The following is a 16,816-nucleotide window of genomic DNA, read 5'->3' on the forward strand; positions in this document are numbered from 1 at the left end:
TATTCGCTACTCCCTATTCGCCATTCGCCAAGCACAATAGCGGAGTTCTCCCATGCGTATCCTCGTGGTCGGCGCCGGCGCCATCGGCGGCTATTTCGGTGGCAGGCTGTTGCAGGCCGGCCGCGACGTCACCTTCCTGGTCCGGCCGCGCCGCGCCGGCGAGCTCGCAAGCGCGGGCCTCGTCATCAGGAGCCCGAATGGCGACGTGACGCTGCAGAATCCGCCAACGGTGCAGGCCGATGCGCTCAAGGACAAGTTCGATGTCGTGCTCTTGAGCTGCAAGGCGTTCGATCTCGACGACGCCATCAAATCGTTTGCGCCGGCGGTCGGACCAAACACCGCGATCATCCCGATGCTGAACGGCATGAAGCATCTGGACATCCTGGATGCCAAATTCGGCAGGGAGCGCGTGCTCGGCGGCCTCTGCGCCATCGCGGCGACCCTGAACGAGAAGCGCGAGGTTGTGCAGCTCCAACCGATGCAGTCGATCAATTACGGTGAGCGCGACGGCAAGCTGTCGGATCGCGTCAAGGCGATCGACGAGGCCTTCAAGAGCGGCATCAACGGTGCCACCGCCAGCCAGAACATCATGCAGGACATGTGGGAGAAGTGGGTGTTCCTCTCCTCGCTCGCGGCCTCCACCAGCCTGATGCGCACCTCTGTCGGCAACATCCTCGCAGCTCCCGGCGGCCGGGATTTCCTGCTCGGCATGCTCGACGAGACCAGCGCGATCGCCACGGCGGCGGGCTATGCGCCGGGCGGGCCGTTCTTCGAGCGGGTGAAGGGCAACCTCACCGCCGAGGGCTCGCCGATGACGGCCTCGATGTTCCGCGACATCAAGGCCGGCCTGCCGGTCGAAGCCGACCACGTCATCGGCGACCTCATCGCGCGCGCCGATGCCGCCAAGGTGCCGGTGCCGAAGCTGCGCATCGCCTACACGCATTTGAAGGCGTATGAGAAGCAGCGGGCGGGGTAACTCAGCACCCGGTCGTCGTGGCAGCCCAGCGCTATTTCAAGTGCGCGAGATAATGCGAGACCGCCGTGATTTCCTCGTCGCTCATGCGATAGGCGACATCGGCCATCGCGGCGACGCCGCCGCCGACGCGCAAGCCGGCTTTGTAATCGTGCAGCGCCTTGACCAGATATTCCTCGCGCTGACCGGCCAGTCGTGCGACTCCCTTGGTGCCGGCGAAGCTGTCCGTATGGCATGAGGCGCAGCGGCGGCCGGCGGCGACTTGCGCACCCTTTTTCGACATATCGGGATCCGCGTCCTCCGAACCCTTCGGCGGCGGCAGCTGCGAGAAATAGGCGCCGAGATTGCGGATGTCCTCGTTGGTGAGCTGCTCGACGATCGGCTGCATCTGCTCGTTCTTGCGCGAGCCGGCGCGGAAGAACACGAGCTGCCATTGCAGGAACTGATCGGGCTGGCCGGCCAGCGAGGGAATATTCTCGGTCTGCGAAACGCCGTTCTCGCCGTGACAGCCGGCGCAGACCGAGACTTTTTCCTTGATCGCGGAATTATCCGCGGCCTGGGCCGGGATGAATGCAAGCGCCGCAAGCGATAGCGCACCGATTGCGGACAAAGATAACTTGCGGCGCATGAGCAGGAATCCGATCTATCGAGCTCGTCGTTCCGGAGCGTGCGAAGCACGAGCTAAGCTGCGCGATTGCGAATCTGAGGATCCATAACCCCGATTCGTGGTTATGGGTTCCGGACTTGCGCTGGGGCGCAATCCGAAACGATAGCGTGGCTTTGACATGAAAGAGGCTGCGGCGCCCCTCGGCCACCGCAGCCTCTTGTCGTGTGCGCGCTACTTCTTGCTGTAGCTGATGCGATAGATCGCGCCGGCCCAGTCGTCGGCCACGAGGATCGATCCGTCCTTGGCAAGGATGATGTCGTCGGGACGACCGAGATAACCCTGGTCGCCCTCGATCCAGCCGGAGGCGAACACCTCCTGCTTGGGGTTCTTGCCGTCAGGCCCGACGATGACGCGCATGATGCGACCGCCCTGGTACTTGTGGCGATTCCAGGAGCCATGCTCGGCGATCAAAATGTTGTTCTTGTACTCGGCGGGGAACTGGTCGCCGGTATAGAACTTCATGCCGAGCGGAGCGACGTGGGCGCCGAGATTCAGCACGGGCGGCGTGAACTCGGAGCATTTGTGGCCCATCGCGAACTTGTCGTCGGGCAGATTGCCCTGGTGGCAGTAGGGATAGCCGAAATGCTCGCCCATCTTGTTGATCATGTTCAGCTTGTCGCTGGGCAGGTCATCGCTGATCCAGTCGCGGGCATTCTCGGTGAACCAGTACTTGCCGGTGCGCGGATCGACGTCGCCGCCGACCGAGTTGCGGACGCCGAGCGCATAGATCTCGGCGTTGCCGGTCTTGGGATCGACGCGCCGGATCTGCGAGACGCTGGTCGGGGGAATGCCGATGTTGAAGGGCGGTCCGAACGGAATGTAGAACCAGCCTTCCTTGTCGACCGCAATGTACTTCCAGCCATGCGCGGCATAGGACGGCATGTCGTCATAGACGACCTTGCCGTCGCCGAGCTTGTCGAGATTGGCTTCGGCATTGTCGTAGCGGATCAGCTTGTCGACTGCGATGACGTAGAGCGCGCCATCCCTGAAGGCGAGACCGGTGGGCATGTTCAGGCCCTTGAGGACGGTCTTGACCTCCTTCTTTCCGTTGTCGTCCTTGATGGCATAGACGTTGCCGAGGCCGAACGAACCGACGAACAGCGTGCCCTTGTCACCCCAGGCCATCTGCCGCGCGGCCAGCACGCCGGAGGCATAGACCTCCATCTTGAAGCCCGGCGGCAGCTTGACCTTCTTGATGATGTTGGCGAGCTCGGCATCGGACGCGCCCGTGGGCGGACCCGACGGCGGCGCGAGGCCCTTCTGTGCCTCGGTTTCGTCGCCCAGGAACCAGTCATCCGGCGGATGGGTCCAGAATTCCTTGGTGCCGGATTCGTATTTCTTCAGCGGCTTGCTTTTGTCTTGCGCGTGACCAGCGCTGGTCCCCGCGAGAAGGGCCACGGCCGCAAGCGCCAGAACGGATTGAAAGACGGATCGATGGAATTTCATCGCGTCACTCCCCTAAAGGCAGCCGTCAGGGCTGCGCATTATTTTATTTTGCTAGTCGAGAGGCGAAGTTTTGGGTCCGCCGGAACGACAGACGCAAAAAGGTTAGCACATCTGCGACCGGAGAGAAGCGCGTCGCGTGCACCGCTCTTGCGCTGCGTAAAAATTGAGACGGAATGTCAACGGAGGAACGCCACAGCGACGCTCTCGCTGCAGCGCGGAATCAATGGGCGCGGGATCGTACGCAGGTGGCAAGAGGGGATGACCCTAAAAATGCGAGAACAACCCCATGCACAGTAGAATGGTTCAAGCCGCTTGCTCCCGGCCAGACCGAACAGCCATTTGAAGCGTCGAGCAAAATAGCAAAGTCGGCGCCTACGAGGCGACCGGGTAGGGCTCGTCGTCGAACACCCCGTCATGATAGCCCTTCGAGCCGATCTCGCGTGCCAGCGGACTGCGAAAATCGCGACCTGCGCGCCGGCTGTCCAACACATGGGCGAAGTCGAATTCGGGCCGCCAGCCCAGCTCGCGCCGCGCGCGGTCGTTGACATAGACGCGGTCGATTTCTGGGAAGAGTTTCCAGCCCCGCGCCGCATACAGCTGCGCGCAATCCGGATAGAGCTCGCGCACGACACCGGCTGCATCGCGCGCGAGCGCCGTGAGATGACACGGCTCGAACGGGCTGGTCGCGGAGACGATGTAGCGGCCGAAGCCGATGCCTGGCCCGCGCTCGACCGCGAGCAGATGAGCGCTCACCGCGTCCGCGATGTCGAGCCGACGATAGAGCAGCTCGTTGGCCTGCGCGTTCTCCAGCGAATAGGCCGAGCGCATCGCGGGATCATCATCGTCTTCCGCAAAGAAGCGCGAGGTCCGCAAGGCAACGACCGGCAGACCGCGCTCCCGATAAAACAGTTCGCACAGGGTCTCCGCCATCAGTTTTGTGGTGCCGTAGATGTTCTTCGGCACCGGCAGCAGATCCTCGGTGACCCAGACCGCCGCCTGTCCGGCCTCGGGGCGGAGCTGCGAGCCGAACGCGCTGGTGGTGCTGGTGAAGACGAAGCTCCTCACGCCGGCGCTCGCCGCCGCCTCGAGCAAATTGAGCGTGCCGGTGACGTTGGTGTCGACGAAGTCTTGCTTGGAGTGGGTCGCCACGTGCGGCTTGTGCAGTGTCGCGGTGTGGATCACGGCGGTGACGCTGGACATCTGCTCGCGCACGAAGCCGGGATCGACGATTGAGCCGACCGCGTCGGTGCAGGGTGATGGTTTCAGGTCGATCCCGCGAGCGGGAGCGCCGAGCTTGCGCAGGGTGAGGAGGATGGCTTCACCGAGATGGCCGGCACTGCCGGTGGCCAGAACTGTCATTGCGAACCTGAGACAGCCGCCAGCAGCGTGGCGAACCACGCTTCCGTCCCGATCGGCTGGATGCTCTGGGAAAACTTGGAGCGGGCGAAGCGCCCTATAGTCAGAGCACCGTAGACAAATTCCTCCGCAGACTCAATTATTTAATACGCCCGCGATGTAAGCGACGCTCAAAATGTTGGACGCTTCGTTAGACGGATTGTTGGCCGAGTTTCCGCATAAAATGACCGTCACTGATGCGGAGGTTCGGGCGGAAAATAGAATAGATTCTCGGCCCGCGCATAGCCGGTTGCATCATAGAGCGCGTTGAAAAATTCCAGCAGGACGCCATCGATCTCGTCGCGATCTCCCGCGTTCAAAGTCCGCCGGACCGTTACCTGATCCACACGAATAGGACCCCGGATGTCGTCCGTATCGACGGCCAATTTGGCGTCGATCACCCCTAAAATGCCGAGTTCAAGTTCACACGGGAAAGAGAGGCCAAGCTGGCTTGCCGCGAACTCGACGGCAGCATGTGTCTTTTGGTGGAACACCTGCTCCGTCAACAACGCAGGAATGAATGGGATCGGCACCCAATCTGGACGCCCTCCACGGTCGCGAATTACGACCGTATTGCTGGCCAGCCAAAGCTCGCCATTCGGGAAGAGTTGGGTTCCCCACGCAAGGGGGGCAGGACCACCTTGGCGACCACCGCCGGGGTCATAGGCAAGGGCTCCCCGGCTGTTCAATGACGTTAGCGCCCCATACTGCCTCGTCTTGAGTAAGGGGGCATAGGTCGCCTTTTCTAACAGCTCGGCGAACGGCAGCGGTTTGGCCCTCGCTTTTGCCGGAATCACCCGCACGAACCCATCGGGCAATTCTTGAAAGCTGAACAGCACCTCATCGACATCGGGCACGCCGACGCGGGCGAGAACTTCGCCCTCGCTGAAGAAACTTCCCGCGTTTAACGTTGCCTTCGTCTCTAAGAATTTGGGAGTGCCCGGAGTGCTGCTCGGCCTTCCACTATCAAAGGCAGCTGGAGGGGTCACGCTTAGGGCGGAGGTTACGGGCATTGCTGGACTGGCGCGCGGTCCGGCGGGCGGCATGGCATGAAGCTGTTTAAGCAATTCGAACGCGGCGGCGCTCGCGGCGTCGGCGGCGCGCAACTGCCAGCCTGCTTTGTCCGAAACCGATTTGCCGCTCAACTTGTCAGAAATGCCGCGAATGACGGTCGCAAGGACGGTGTTCACGTGCGCGGCCTCAAGGAAGCCCCGCCCCTCCATCTCGACCGCAATCACGTCGCTGTATTGCGTTTTAAGGAACTTCGCGGTCTGCGAGCGCTGCGATGCAACAACTTTCTCGCCAGCAGCGACGGGTCCTACCTTCAGGCTGGGAAGCACTGTTCTCTCAATCGTTGGGTCTAACCGCTCCTGCCATTCGTTCCGCTTGTTCAGTGCCCGTGCATATTGTTCAAGCCTGTGTGCACTGCGGCTTAAATCGGTGCGAGGCAGAAAACGTTTCGCGGTGTCCTTGCCGGATTCATAGCCAACAACGCGTGATGCAACCACGACGTCGCCAAGCTCTACGTCCTTGACACCTCCGCCGACGCCGACGAATAGCGCGACCGCAGGGCTGTAATGACCCATAACCTTGCTGGCAAGAGATGCGGTGCTAGCGTTTCCAGCGCCAGCCTCGACCATCACAATATCCCAGCCTTCGAATGTGGTTCTATAGATATACGTCCCATCCAGATCTTCGCCACGCCAATTGTCGCCAAAATGACGAAGCACCGCCCTCGTCTCAACGTCGAGGGCAGTGACAATAGCGACAGTCGGCAGTTTCGGTTCGACAACTGCCTGCGGAAGACCGTGGCTAACCATGATTCCGCAACTTTATCGGTACCGCTGGAGGTATGCCAGAATTTATCCGCTGACCGCCGCCCGCTTCCTTAAGCGGGTATGCGCAGCAAACCGATGGACAGCCATCTTGGCGGGGTGACGCGGTCAAGGCCGGAAAACGCCCTTCGCGCTTTCCGCTCGCCGAAGGGCCTTGAGGGTCGAGGGGTGCATCCCCTTTATTCTGGCGTCGATGGGCCGCTGGGCTTCGCCGCATCTGCCGCTTGTGTGGCTGCCTCCTGCAACGCTTGAATCCGGTCAAGTTCAGCCTTCACCACCTCAGTCCGAAGTGGGTCGCGAACGAAGGCATCTCCTTGCTTGTACTTTCCGGTCCGGGCGGTGTGGCGAACCTCAATCGCTCTCGGGAGCACCAACCGCCGTTTAGGGGCTGGCAATGGAGTAGAATTGCTCGTTTGCCTTCTCGGGTGAGAGCTGGAGTCTCGGAAAGGGCCGGTGGCGCTGGTCTTAGTTGTTCACGTCGCTTTCGGTAGGTCGAAAGCGTCGCTGGCACTTTCGCCGCCGAGGCGAAGTATAAATTTTCGTGCGCGTTGAAGCATTGAGCAATATTAAGCTCGATAACGTCCCGAGCCTTCGCAAGTTTAACGATGCCATTTTCGTCTGTTGCTACCTTGTAAACCTCGCGGTCACTTAAAAGCAGCAGAACACGTGGCGAGAGTGGAAGAAGGACCAAGAGGCCCCTCGATGCAAAGCCGACGTTCGCTCCGTGGGGCGACGTTGCCGGGGGCAAGCTATTGCAGAGGGCAACCGGGTGGTCACTCGTTACGAAGTCCTCGTTGCTTTCATTTAGGAACAGCGCAACCTCGAGATCACCGAGGAGCGGATACATAGTCAGGTGCTGCTGGATTGCATCAAGCACCCCATTGGGAACCGAGATGTTCACGCGATCCAAATAGGCAAGCATGTCGTTGCGGCCATCCCGTTCGAAATGCTTCCGCAAGATCGCTTTTCCGAATTGATTGGCCATGTCGTCTTGATGAGCGGCGGTCGTAACCGTTCGCCCGATTTGGAACATTATGCAGGCAAGCAGATCATGATGGTCCCGTGAGTTGAGGGGCGGAATGTATTGCTGTTCAATTATTCTTGCGAACAACTGCTTTTGCTGACCTTCAATCTTTGTGAATTCGTTCTCGAAGATTGGGTTCTTTGAATAGAAGTAATCGCGCGAGCATTGAGACTTGATAGGGGCCGTTTCGACGGTCAGGCCTGATTTCATGTTGAACAAGCCGACCTGCTTATCGCTAGCCGAGCAAAAAGTGCACCAAATAGCTTCGTGGTACGAAGTGATTATTTTTCTTTTTAGGTTCGTTGGGCAAGCGAGCACCTTCCTGAACCTAATATGGTCGCCTCTATGGGATCGGACCAGCCCGGCAAGCGCGACGGGACCGTTACACTTCTTGCAGCGGCAGAGAATGTGCGCCGACTATTCATGAAGGCTTAGCTCTTCTGTGCCGAGCCCTGGCCGCCCTGGCGCTTAACTTCCTGGGCTTCGTATTGCGCTTTAATCGCTGGATCGGTTGTATCGCCTGCGACGGTGTCGGCTTCACTGCCATCCAAACCGGGGGCGGCCTTGATCGCACTCGCAATGTCTTTCAATTGCGAACCCTTGCGGACGAACGGCTTCAGATACGCATCCAGCTTGCCCTTGCCCGGCGCTTCGAGTTCTTCCGTCAAAGCGGCGAGGTATTTGTCCTTGTCGGTTGCTGCCCAGTCGATGCCGATGCCTGCGCGGCGCGCAAGCTCGGCATGAATGAGCATGATGGTGCGGCCATTGCCATCGAGGAACGGGTGGCCATAAGCGAGATAGCCCATGACTTCGCCGGGCTTCTCCGCCATGAAGGCTTTGTTTTGTCCCTTTTCCAATGCGTAGTCTATCGGTCTGCGAATGTCCTCGGGATGAGCGAAGAACGTTGCGCCTTTTTTCACGTGAATGTGGGACGCGTTTGTGTGTCGATCTTCTCCAGCCCACGGGAATACGGCCCCGAACAGCGTTCCGTGCGTTTTTAGAACGTCGTCGTAGGTCAAGGAGGATCGCACTTTAAGATGATGCAAGGCCGCGTCGATGCCGGTCAGGAAAGAATTGTGCAGGAGGCGTTGAACGATTTCGGGAGTTTTGGCCTTCGCGACGTTGCGCAAATAGCCCCGCGTTGCGAAATCCCCGAATGGATCAAACGTCACGGACGGCTTTCACGAAGATAGCGTGCCTGAAGGCGCACGGCCTGAACACGGTCCAAAATGCCGGCGCGCTGAAGCGCGACGATAATGTTCTCGATAGGATCGAAGTTCACGTCATCGCCGGAGAGCCGCGTCACGTGATGGGCAAAGACATCGTTCGGCGTAACGACCACCGCTACGTTGTTGGCAGTCGCCAACCGTTGGATGACGCCAGCAGTATAGTGGGGCTTGCTCGCGGAACGTTGGGCGGACATGGAACTCTCCTAGCCTCAATATAGGGTGCCGAGGCCTAAAAATCCATTTGGAGCCCTCTGCCACCTGCAGGGTGAAAGGATCCATCCAACTCGCGCCTTGGCACCGAATGAGACACTCAACAAGGAGCGTGCCCTGTCAGACGTTCTCCAGGGGCCACGTCGTATACAGTCGGCGACAACGCCAAACGAGTTCATCCAAGCCACCATTGACCTGAATCGTCCCATTAGGATTACTGCCGAGTTTCATACGAAGCTCTCCTCGGATGAAGAGTGCTTCACAGGACCAGTTTAGGGAAAAACTGGAGCGGGCGAAGGGGCTCGAACCCTCGACCCCGACCTTGGCAAGGTCGTGCTCTACCACTGAGCTACACCCGCATCCTGTGTCGGTCGCGTGACGCGCCGGCAACGGCTGTCGTATGCCAAAAGCGGGAGGGGAATGCAACAGCTACCGGCGGCCTAGATTCGGTTCTTGGGGCCCCATAGGGAGCCTGAATGCGGCCAAATGGCCCGAAAGTGCCCCGGAACCGGCGAATCGGCCGCAATGGATTGAAATTCGGCCGCCCCGGCCCAATCTAGGAGCCGACAGCGAAGCATAGGAAGCGGCTACGTGTTAAAGAGCCGCGATTCCAGACATAGACGAGGGGATGCCGTGACGATCATCGACCAGGGTAACGGAGCCGCAAACCCGGCTGCGGCCGATCTGATCAAGGACACCACCACCCAGACCTTCGTGAAGGACGTCATCGAGGAATCGAAGCGCCAGCCGGTGCTGATCGACTTCTGGGCGGAGTGGTGCGGTCCCTGCAAGCAGCTTACTCCCGTGCTCGAAAAGGCGGTCAAGGCGGCCAAGGGCAAGGTCAAGCTGGTCAAGATGAACATCGACCAGCATCCGGCGATCCCGGGCCAGATGGGCATCCAGTCGATTCCGGCCGTGATCGCCTTCGTCAACGGCCAGCCGGCCGACGGCTTCATGGGCGCGGTGCCCGAGAGCCAGCTCAACGCCTTCATCGAGAAGCTGACCAAGGGCGTGACCGCGCCGGGCGAGCCCAATATCGCCGAGATCCTGCAGGAGGCCGAAGCCGTGCTCGCCGAGGGCGATGCGGCGGCGGCAGCGCAGATTTACGCCGAGGTGCTCCAGCATGATTCCACCAACATCGCGGCGCTCGCTGGCCTGGCGAAATGTTATGCCGTCTCCGGCGCGATGGAGCAGGCCAAGCAGACGCTGGCCATGGTGCCGGAATCCAAGCGCAACGACCCCGCGGTGAAAGCCGTGCAGACCGCGATCGATCTCGCCGAGCAGGCGCAGTCGCTCGGACCTGTCGCCGAGCTGGAACAGAAAGTCGCCGCAAACCCGCTCGATCATCAGGCCCGATTCGACCTGGCGACCGCGCTGAACGCGCAAGGCAACCGTGCGGCCGCGACCGAGCAGCTGCTCGCGATCATCAAGCGCGACCGCAAATGGAACGACGACGGCGCCCGCAAGCAGCTGGTGCAATTCTTCGAGGCCTGGGGCGGCACGGATGATGCAACGGTCGAGGGACGCAAGCGTTTGTCGACGATCCTGTTTTCGTAAGGGCTTTTTCGAGCATGATCTGTTCGGAAAGCCGCTGCACACTTTTCCGGATCATGCGCTAGCAAGTCCAAGGGGGAACCGGGCAGATGCCGATCAACATCGAATATCGCGGGCCCGCCGATCTCCCGGAGATCATTCCGGTGTTTCCGCTGCCGGGCGCGCTGCTGCTGCCCCGCGGCCAGATGCCGCTCAACATCTTCGAGCCGCGCTACCTGTCGATGGTCGACGATTCCTTCCGCGACGGCCATCGCCTGGTCGGCATGATTCAGCCTGATGTCGCGCACTCCCCGAAGAATTCCGACAAGCCGACGCTGTTCCGCGTCGGCTGCGTCGGCCGCATCACCCAGCTCGCCGAATCCGGCGATGGCCGTTACATCCTCGAGCTCACCGGCGTCTCGCGCTTCAAGGTGGTCGAGGAGCTCGAGGTGCTGACGGCCTACCGGCAGTGCAAGGTTGATTTCTTCACCTTTGCCAACGACTTCACCGCGCGGATGGGCGAGGACGAGGTCGACCGCGAAGCGCTCCTGGCCGTGCTGGCGGACTTCCTGAAGGCCAACAATCTCAAGGTCGACTGGGAGGGCGTCGAAAGTGCGCCCAACGAAGCCCTGGTCAACGCGCTGGCGATGATGTCGCCCTATGGCCCCGCGGAGAAGCAGGCCATGCTGGAAGCGATGGACCTGAAGACCCGCGCCGAAATCCTGATCGCAGTGACCGAGATGGACCTCGCCAAGAAGCGCACCAGCGGCGATCCGCCGTTACAGTGAGGGATTCCAAGCTCCGTCATGGCCGGGCATAGCCGTCCGAAGGACGGCGTCGCTTCGCTTGCCTATGACCCGGCCATCCACGTCTTCCCTGCCGCACGAAGGACGTGGATGCCCGGGACAAGCCCGGGCATGACGACGAGAGAGCGTCGGGTCGCCTCTCAACTCTACAAATGCCCACGGATGCGCTTGCGCCCGGTGATCATCGCGCGCACCAGACTTTCGCGCTGGAGCAGTCCCATCAGCAGCACGCCGAGCACGTGCAATACGACCAGAACGATGACGGCGTCGGATGAATAATGGTGGGTGTCCTCGACCCACCAGACGCCGAAGAAGGCGGTGGTGACCGACATCGCGCCCGTGATCGCCGAGACGGCGAGGGCGAGCATCAAGGCCACCAGCATCACCGTGCCCGCGGGATTGAGTCCGATATAGCGGCCGGTCATGCCGCGGCGCAGATTCCAGAGATAGCCTGGTGCCGCGCGAAGCCTGACCCTGATCATGCGGAAGCGCGAATAGCGGCTTCCCCAGAAACCCCAGACGAGGCGGAAGGCGAGAAGCCCCAGCACGGCATAGCCGACGATGCGGTGAAGCCGGTCGTAGACGGGGGGCGTGAACCACGCGGCCAGAACGCAGGCCGCGAGAGCCCAGTGCCAGAGGCGCAGCGGGAGGTCCCAGACTGCGACCGTCCGCGGAGCGGTTCGATCCGCAGGGGTCCCGCCGGACACCCCGCGCGCTTGTGGCATCGCTTCTTCAATCAAGCAAAGACCATCCTCGAGCTCTGCCTTGCGCAATCCATGTCTGCGCAGTCCCGCCCGCGACTTGCTTCAAGCCTTACTTGGCGATCGTGTGCTTCAGGCTGAGATCTTCGGGGCTGTAGAACAGCTCGTACAGCTTGCCTTCCTTGACGCCATAGACCTCGTAGCACGAGCCTTCGATCTTGGAGCGCCGCACCTCGTAGCCGAGCGCCTTGGCCTTGGCTTCGGCCTCGCTGGCCGGCTTCCACGACGCCTTGTCGAGCTTGGTGCAATCCTTGAACCCGTCGGCCATCGCCGCCAACCCCATGCCCATTCCAACCGTCAGTGCAATGGCAACAACACGAATGACCTTCACGAACGTCTCCTCCTCTGTCGTGCGCGCTACGCGAGCCGCGAGCGGCACCGAAGGAAGCAAAGGAGGGGTTGAAGTCAATCCGGTTCAGGCTTGGACCGTTTAGATAAGTTCTAACGGCAGCCAAAAGCTGAGTGCTCTCCGTGCGCAACACACCGCTGCGGCCTTACGCCTCACAGACGGTGCGTGTTGCTAGTAGCCGGCCACTGCCATCGCGACGACAGCACTGAGTGCCATCCAGCCGAAATGCCGGCCGCGCGTCGCCCACGCGTTGGCGAGCGCGGAGAAGCCGAACACGCAGGCCATGGTGGCGACGATCCAGTGGCGCGCCGTCTCCGAGCCCATCCAGGGCACCGCGATCAGCAGCACGCCGCCGCCGATCCAGGCGACGGTCGAGGCCTGCCAGACCAGGCGGATCAGGGTGCGAAGCCGTGCGGGCTCGATGGTAGCGCGGGCGAACACCTTGGCCTCGCCGAGATAGCCGTGGATGAGGGCCACGACGATCGTCAGCGCGCCGGCGCCCTGAAGCAAGAGATCACGCATCGTCGGGACTCCCGAAGGACTCGTCCATACATCTGTGTATGGTGACATAGGCGCTGGCCTCCGCGCTGTCAATACACTAGTGTATGGTTCGCCTCCGGGAACCCGACATGACCGAACAGCTCTCCGCCGACGACTGGATCAAGCAAGGTCTCAAGGCGCTCGCCAAGAGCGGCTTCACCGCGCTCAAGGCCGATCCGCTGGCAAGAGCCATGGGCGTGTCGCGCGGCAGCTTCTATTGGCATTTCGTCGATCTCGGCGCGTTTCAGGCCGCCGTGCTGAAGCGCTGGCGCGAGATCGCGGCCGAGCAGATCATCGCCGATGTCGAAGCCGCCAGCGACGAACCGCTCAAGGCGCTGCTGCGGAGGTCGTTCGGCGCCCGGCTCGAGCTCGAGCGCGCGGTGCGCAATTGGGCGGCCTTCGATGCGGCCACGCAAGGGGCCGTGCGCGCGATCGACCGCCGCCGGCTCGATTATATCGAAGGGCTGCTGGAAAAGCGCGGGCTCACCCCGGCAACAGCGCAGGCGCGGGCGCAGATCCTGTATTGGACATTTCTCGGCTTCGCCCTGTCGGGCGCGCCGGTACCGGCAGCACGGCTGCAGGCCCTGCTCGACGAGGTCTTGACGATGGTCTCCGCGTAGATCCTGTTTTGACGTTTTCCTTACGCGAAAACGCTTTGGCAGCCGCGATGGGCGGGCGCGGATTTCTGTGCTAGAGGCAACCGATTGCCGGAGACTCCAATGAACGCCCCCACCGAACGTCCCGAAGCCAGCGTCGATCCCAAATTGCTGGAGATTCTCGTCTGCCCGCTGACCAAGGGCCCGCTGGAGTTCGATTCCGCGAAGCAGGAGCTGATCTCGCGCAGCGCCAAGCTGGCTTATCCGATCCGCGACGGGATCCCGATCATGCTGCCGGAAGAAGCGCGGAAAATCGATTGAGGCCTGGCGAGTAGGGAGTGGCGAATGGACACTACTCGCCATTCGCCACTCCCCATTCGCTTCTACAACGCCTCGCCCTTCAACAACCTTGGCACCTCGCCCGTGAGGCCGGCGGCCTGGCGGATGAAGAGGTTCTTCAGCGGCGGGGCGCGGTCGACGAGGCCGAGGCCGATGTCGCGGACGGTGCGCAGCAGCGTCGACTGGTTCGAAAACAGGAAGTTCAGCGAGTTGGTGGCAACGCCCATCGCCATGGTGTCGAAACGGCGCCAGCGCTGGTAGCGCTCGAGCACGTCGGCCCCGCCGAGATCCATGCCGAGCCGCGCGGCGTCGACGACGACCTCGGCCAGCGCGGCGACATCCTTCAGCCCCATGTTGAGGCCCTGACCCGCGATGGGGTGGATGACGTGGGCGGCATCGCCGACCAGCGCGAGGCGCGTGGCGATGAAGGAGCGCGCGACGAAATAGGACAACGGAAACGCGCGCGGCTTGTCGAGCGCCTTGACCTCGCCGAGATGCAGGCCGAAACGCTGCTCGAGCTCGGCGTGAAATTCTTCATCGCCGAGCGCAATGATGCGCGCGGCCTCGGCCCGGCGCTCGGTCCACACCAGCGACGAGCGTTTTCCCGAGAGCGGCAGGATCGCGAACGGGCCCGCCGGCAGAAAATGTTCTTCGGCGCGGCCCTCGTGATCGCGCTCGTGACCGACGGTCACGACGATGCCGGATTGGTCATACTCCCAGCCATGGGTGGCGATACCGGCGCGCTCGCGCAGTCTCGAGCGCGCGCCATCGGCAGCGACCAGAAGACTTGCCGCGACGACACTGCCGTCACCGAGCGTCACGTCGATGCCCTCGGGACGCGCGTCGTAGGACGCCACGGTGGTGGCGCGCAGGTCGGTGCCCTCGGCTTCCGCACGCGCCACCAGCGCGTCGATCAGGCGGCGGTTCTCGACCATATGCGCAAAGTGCTCGCCCGGTGCGACATCGCCGGCGAAATTGAGGAAGACGGGACGGGTCGCGTCCTCCAGCTTGGAATCGGTGACGACCATGTCGAGGATCGGCTGCGCCTCGCCCTTGACGTCGTCCCAGGCGCCGATCGCCTCGAACAGCCGGCGGCAGGCGGCCACGATCGCGGTGGCGCGGGGGTCGCGGCTCGGCCTGGTGGCGAACGCAGGATCGGCGACGATCACCGGGATCTCGGGCCCCAGCCCCTGTCGCAACGCCAAGGCCAGCGCAAGCCCTGCAAACGCCCCGCCACCAATGACAATGCTGCCCTGTACCGACATACCCAAATTCCCGGTCAAATCCTGGTCTTGCTAGCAGACTTGAGGTGGGCGAAACAGTGCGGTGAAACAAGGGCGGAACGGCCCCATTGTGTCATTCCGGATCACCGGCCCGGAACGACGGCGAGAAAGCTCACTCCATGTCCAAAAGCCTGATCGACCTGATTTCGATCCTCGACCTCGAGCAGCTCGAGGTGAATCTGTTCCGCGGCAACAGCCCGAAGACCAGCTGGCAGCGCGTGTTCGGCGGCCAGGTGATCGGGCAGGCGATGGTCGCGGCCTGCCGCACGGTCGAGGGCCGGCTGCCGCATTCGCTGCACTGCTATTTCATCCTGCCGGGCGATCCGCAGATTCCGATCATCTACCAGGTCGAGCGCCTGCGCGACGGCAAGAGCTATTCGACCCGCCGCGTCACAGCGATCCAGCACGGCAACGCGATCTTCTCGATCATGGTGTCGTTCCACGCGGAAGAGGAAAGTGCGTTCGACCATCAGGACAAGATGCCCGATGTCCCCCCGCCGGAGAAGCTGACGGCGGAGGAGGTGGCGAAGCAACCGATGTTCCGCGAGATGCCGGAGTTCATCCGCCGTTATTATGAATCCGATCGCCCGATCGAATTGCGCCCTGTCGAGCTCGGCCGTTATTTCGGCCAGAAGATCGATGACGGCCGCATCCATGTCTGGATCAAGACCGCCGCGAAGCTGCCCGACGATCCGGCGCTGCACATGTGCGCGCTCGCCTACGCCTCGGACTTTTCTCTGCTCGACGCGATCATGGCGCGCTATGGCCGCACGCTGTTCGACAAGCGCATGATGCCGGCCAGCCTCGACCATGCGATGTGGTTTCACCGCCCGTTCCGCGCCGACGAATGGCTGCTCTACGCGCAGGATTCGCCGAGCGCGCGCGGCGGCCGCGGCCTGACCCGCGGCTCGATCTTCAAGCCCGACGGGACGCTGGTCGCCTCGGTGGCGCAGGATGGCTCCGTGCGGGAGCGGAAGGCTTAGCGTGCTGCCCCTGGCGTTGCACAAGCTCGAACTGCGCCACGGTCCACGTGAAGTACCAGCGCAGCAGCCACGGAATCGGAATGATCAGAAAGCAGCCGAAACCGAATGCGAGGGTTCGCCACAGCAGCTGAAGGCCGGTGCCGACGAAGATCATCTCGCGCCGCGTTCCCGCGATGTTGCGACAGATCCAGCGCATCCATGCGGCCATGACCCAGGCCCAGCCGATGATCGTGAATATGGCGAGAAACATCAGGAGCTGCCAGCCGATGAAGGCCCATGGGCTGCCGTTGAACGTCATCGGAATCGGCTGACCGTTCGAGCTGAGATTGGCGACCACCCAGCGCATCACCATCCAGGACAGGAAGGCCTGGAGCGGAATCGCCGCAAGCTGAAACAGGTCGTGGACGAACCCCGCATAGCCCGCCAGCGCCATCGCAACGAAGACGTACCAGATATCGCCGACCTGGCCGGTGAAGCTGATGTTCGGCCGCTGCGGAACGTGCACGCGAGGGAAGAGCCAACGGTAGTAGCCGGTGGCGGTCCATGGAGCCGGCACCACGACGGCGTTGCCGATCACCAGCAGGATGCACCATCCAAGGAACGACCACAGCGGCAGGTCGACCGACAGCCGGCCTCCGCTGTCGCCGCTCGAAGCCACCGCAGGCGACCCGCCGGGGACGAGACTGGGGACCGCGCCGGCCTTCTGCCAGCCCGCCATCCCTTCGGTCCAAACCAGCGTATCCGATCGCACGATTCCCCGCGCGATCAGATCGCGGAACTGCGCCTCCGGAAACGGACCCTTCTGCTGGCCTTCAGATGCGTGAAACCAGATTCGATTCGACATCTC

The 16,816-nt window shown here is 62.2% G+C and carries 18 protein-coding genes and 1 tRNA gene; 6 read left to right on the forward strand and 13 right to left on the reverse strand.

The window, feature by feature from the left end:
- Window positions 1–52: 52 nt before the first annotated feature.
- Complete coding sequence (gene panE, locus IVB24_RS02450) at window positions 53–976, forward strand: 2-dehydropantoate 2-reductase (RefSeq protein WP_247771954.1); 924 nt, start codon at window positions 53–55, stop codon at window positions 974–976.
- Between the two features lie 31 nt (window positions 977–1,007).
- On the opposite strand, the gene IVB24_RS02455 is transcribed toward panE, so the two are convergent.
- The 8 genes from IVB24_RS02455 to IVB24_RS02490 form a co-directional block, all read right to left on the reverse strand.
- Complete coding sequence (locus IVB24_RS02455; protein WP_094975948.1) at window positions 1,008–1,601, reverse strand: c-type cytochrome; 594 nt, start codon at window positions 1,599–1,601, stop codon at window positions 1,008–1,010.
- A gap of 210 nt (window positions 1,602–1,811) precedes the next feature.
- A complete protein-coding gene (locus IVB24_RS02460) occupies window positions 1,812–3,086 on the reverse strand; it encodes a PQQ-dependent sugar dehydrogenase (protein ID WP_247771955.1) in 1,275 nt (424 codons plus the stop codon).
- Between the two features lie 372 nt (window positions 3,087–3,458).
- Window positions 3,459–4,445: an NAD(P)-dependent oxidoreductase gene (locus IVB24_RS02465; protein ID WP_247771956.1), complete on the reverse strand. Its 987-nt coding sequence runs from the start codon at window positions 4,443–4,445 to the stop codon at window positions 3,459–3,461.
- Between the two features lie 227 nt (window positions 4,446–4,672).
- Window positions 4,673–6,301, reverse strand: coding sequence for a hypothetical protein (locus IVB24_RS02470; RefSeq protein ID WP_247771957.1), 1,629 nt, complete (start codon window positions 6,299–6,301; stop codon window positions 4,673–4,675).
- Window positions 6,302–6,587: 286 nt separating this feature from the next.
- Window positions 6,588–7,550: a DUF4238 domain-containing protein gene (locus tag IVB24_RS02475; protein ID WP_247774271.1), complete on the reverse strand. Its 963-nt coding sequence runs from the start codon at window positions 7,548–7,550 to the stop codon at window positions 6,588–6,590.
- A 221-nt stretch (window positions 7,551–7,771) separates the two neighbouring features.
- Window positions 7,772–8,512, reverse strand: a complete 741-nt coding sequence (locus IVB24_RS02480) for a Fic family protein (RefSeq protein ID WP_247771958.1) — start codon at window positions 8,510–8,512, stop codon at window positions 7,772–7,774.
- Window positions 8,509–8,763 (reverse strand): hypothetical protein, encoded by a 255-nt coding sequence (locus IVB24_RS02485; RefSeq protein ID WP_247771959.1) that lies wholly within the window; start codon window positions 8,761–8,763, stop codon window positions 8,509–8,511. The genes IVB24_RS02480 and IVB24_RS02485 overlap by 4 nt, the downstream gene beginning before the upstream one ends.
- 300 nt (window positions 8,764–9,063) lie before the next feature.
- Window positions 9,064–9,138: transfer RNA gene (locus IVB24_RS02490), tRNA-Gly, on the reverse strand.
- 274 nt (window positions 9,139–9,412) lie between these two features.
- Between IVB24_RS02490 and trxA the strand changes: the two genes are divergently transcribed.
- Both trxA and IVB24_RS02500 read left to right on the forward strand, forming a co-directional pair.
- Window positions 9,413–10,336: a thioredoxin gene (trxA, locus tag IVB24_RS02495; protein WP_094975951.1), complete on the forward strand. Its 924-nt coding sequence runs from the start codon at window positions 9,413–9,415 to the stop codon at window positions 10,334–10,336.
- An 86-nt stretch (window positions 10,337–10,422) separates the two neighbouring features.
- Window positions 10,423–11,100 carry an LON peptidase substrate-binding domain-containing protein gene (locus IVB24_RS02500; protein ID WP_247771960.1) on the forward strand — a complete coding sequence of 226 codons (678 nt, stop codon included), beginning with the start codon at window positions 10,423–10,425 and terminating at the stop codon, window positions 11,098–11,100.
- A 164-nt stretch (window positions 11,101–11,264) separates the two neighbouring features.
- On the opposite strand, the gene IVB24_RS02505 is transcribed toward IVB24_RS02500, so the two are convergent.
- The 3 genes from IVB24_RS02505 to IVB24_RS02515 all read right to left on the reverse strand — a co-directional run bounded on the left by IVB24_RS02505 (window position 11,265) and on the right by IVB24_RS02515 (window position 12,750).
- Window positions 11,265–11,843 carry a cytochrome b/b6 domain-containing protein gene (locus tag IVB24_RS02505; RefSeq protein ID WP_247771961.1) on the reverse strand — a complete coding sequence of 193 codons (579 nt, stop codon included), beginning with the start codon at window positions 11,841–11,843 and terminating at the stop codon, window positions 11,265–11,267.
- 88 nt (window positions 11,844–11,931) lie between these two features.
- Entirely contained in the window at window positions 11,932–12,210 is a 279-nt protein-coding gene (locus IVB24_RS02510) for a PepSY domain-containing protein (RefSeq protein WP_247771962.1), read from the reverse strand.
- A gap of 189 nt (window positions 12,211–12,399) precedes the next feature.
- A complete protein-coding gene (locus IVB24_RS02515; protein WP_247771963.1) occupies window positions 12,400–12,750 on the reverse strand; it encodes a hypothetical protein in 351 nt (116 codons plus the stop codon).
- A 107-nt stretch (window positions 12,751–12,857) separates the two neighbouring features.
- On the opposite strand from IVB24_RS02515, the gene IVB24_RS02520 reads away from it, so the two are divergent.
- Complete coding sequence (locus IVB24_RS02520) at window positions 12,858–13,388, forward strand: TetR/AcrR family transcriptional regulator (RefSeq protein ID WP_247771964.1); 531 nt, start codon at window positions 12,858–12,860, stop codon at window positions 13,386–13,388.
- A 99-nt stretch (window positions 13,389–13,487) separates the two neighbouring features.
- Window positions 13,488–13,685 (forward strand): Trm112 family protein, encoded by a 198-nt coding sequence (locus tag IVB24_RS02525; RefSeq protein ID WP_007598651.1) that lies wholly within the window; start codon window positions 13,488–13,490, stop codon window positions 13,683–13,685.
- Between the two features lie 62 nt (window positions 13,686–13,747).
- Here the strand turns inward: IVB24_RS02525 and IVB24_RS02530 are convergent, their stop codons facing one another.
- Window positions 13,748–14,968 (reverse strand): ubiquinone biosynthesis hydroxylase, encoded by a 1,221-nt coding sequence (locus IVB24_RS02530; protein WP_247771965.1) that lies wholly within the window; start codon window positions 14,966–14,968, stop codon window positions 13,748–13,750.
- Window positions 14,969–15,105: 137 nt separating this feature from the next.
- On the opposite strand from IVB24_RS02530, the gene tesB reads away from it, so the two are divergent.
- Window positions 15,106–15,969, forward strand: a complete 864-nt coding sequence (tesB, locus tag IVB24_RS02535; RefSeq protein ID WP_247771966.1) for an acyl-CoA thioesterase II — start codon at window positions 15,106–15,108, stop codon at window positions 15,967–15,969.
- On the opposite strand, the gene IVB24_RS02540 is transcribed toward tesB, so the two are convergent.
- On the reverse strand, window positions 15,902–16,813 hold the full coding sequence (locus IVB24_RS02540; RefSeq protein WP_247771967.1) for a DUF4339 domain-containing protein: 912 nt from the start codon (window positions 16,811–16,813) through the stop codon (window positions 15,902–15,904). The two genes, tesB and IVB24_RS02540, sit on opposite strands and share 68 nt — an antisense overlap.
- Window positions 16,814–16,816 lie beyond the last annotated feature (3 nt).

This window comes from Bradyrhizobium sp. 192 (genome assembly GCF_023100965.1).
In the GTDB taxonomy this organism is placed as follows: domain Bacteria; phylum Pseudomonadota; class Alphaproteobacteria; order Rhizobiales; family Xanthobacteraceae; genus Bradyrhizobium; species Bradyrhizobium symbiodeficiens.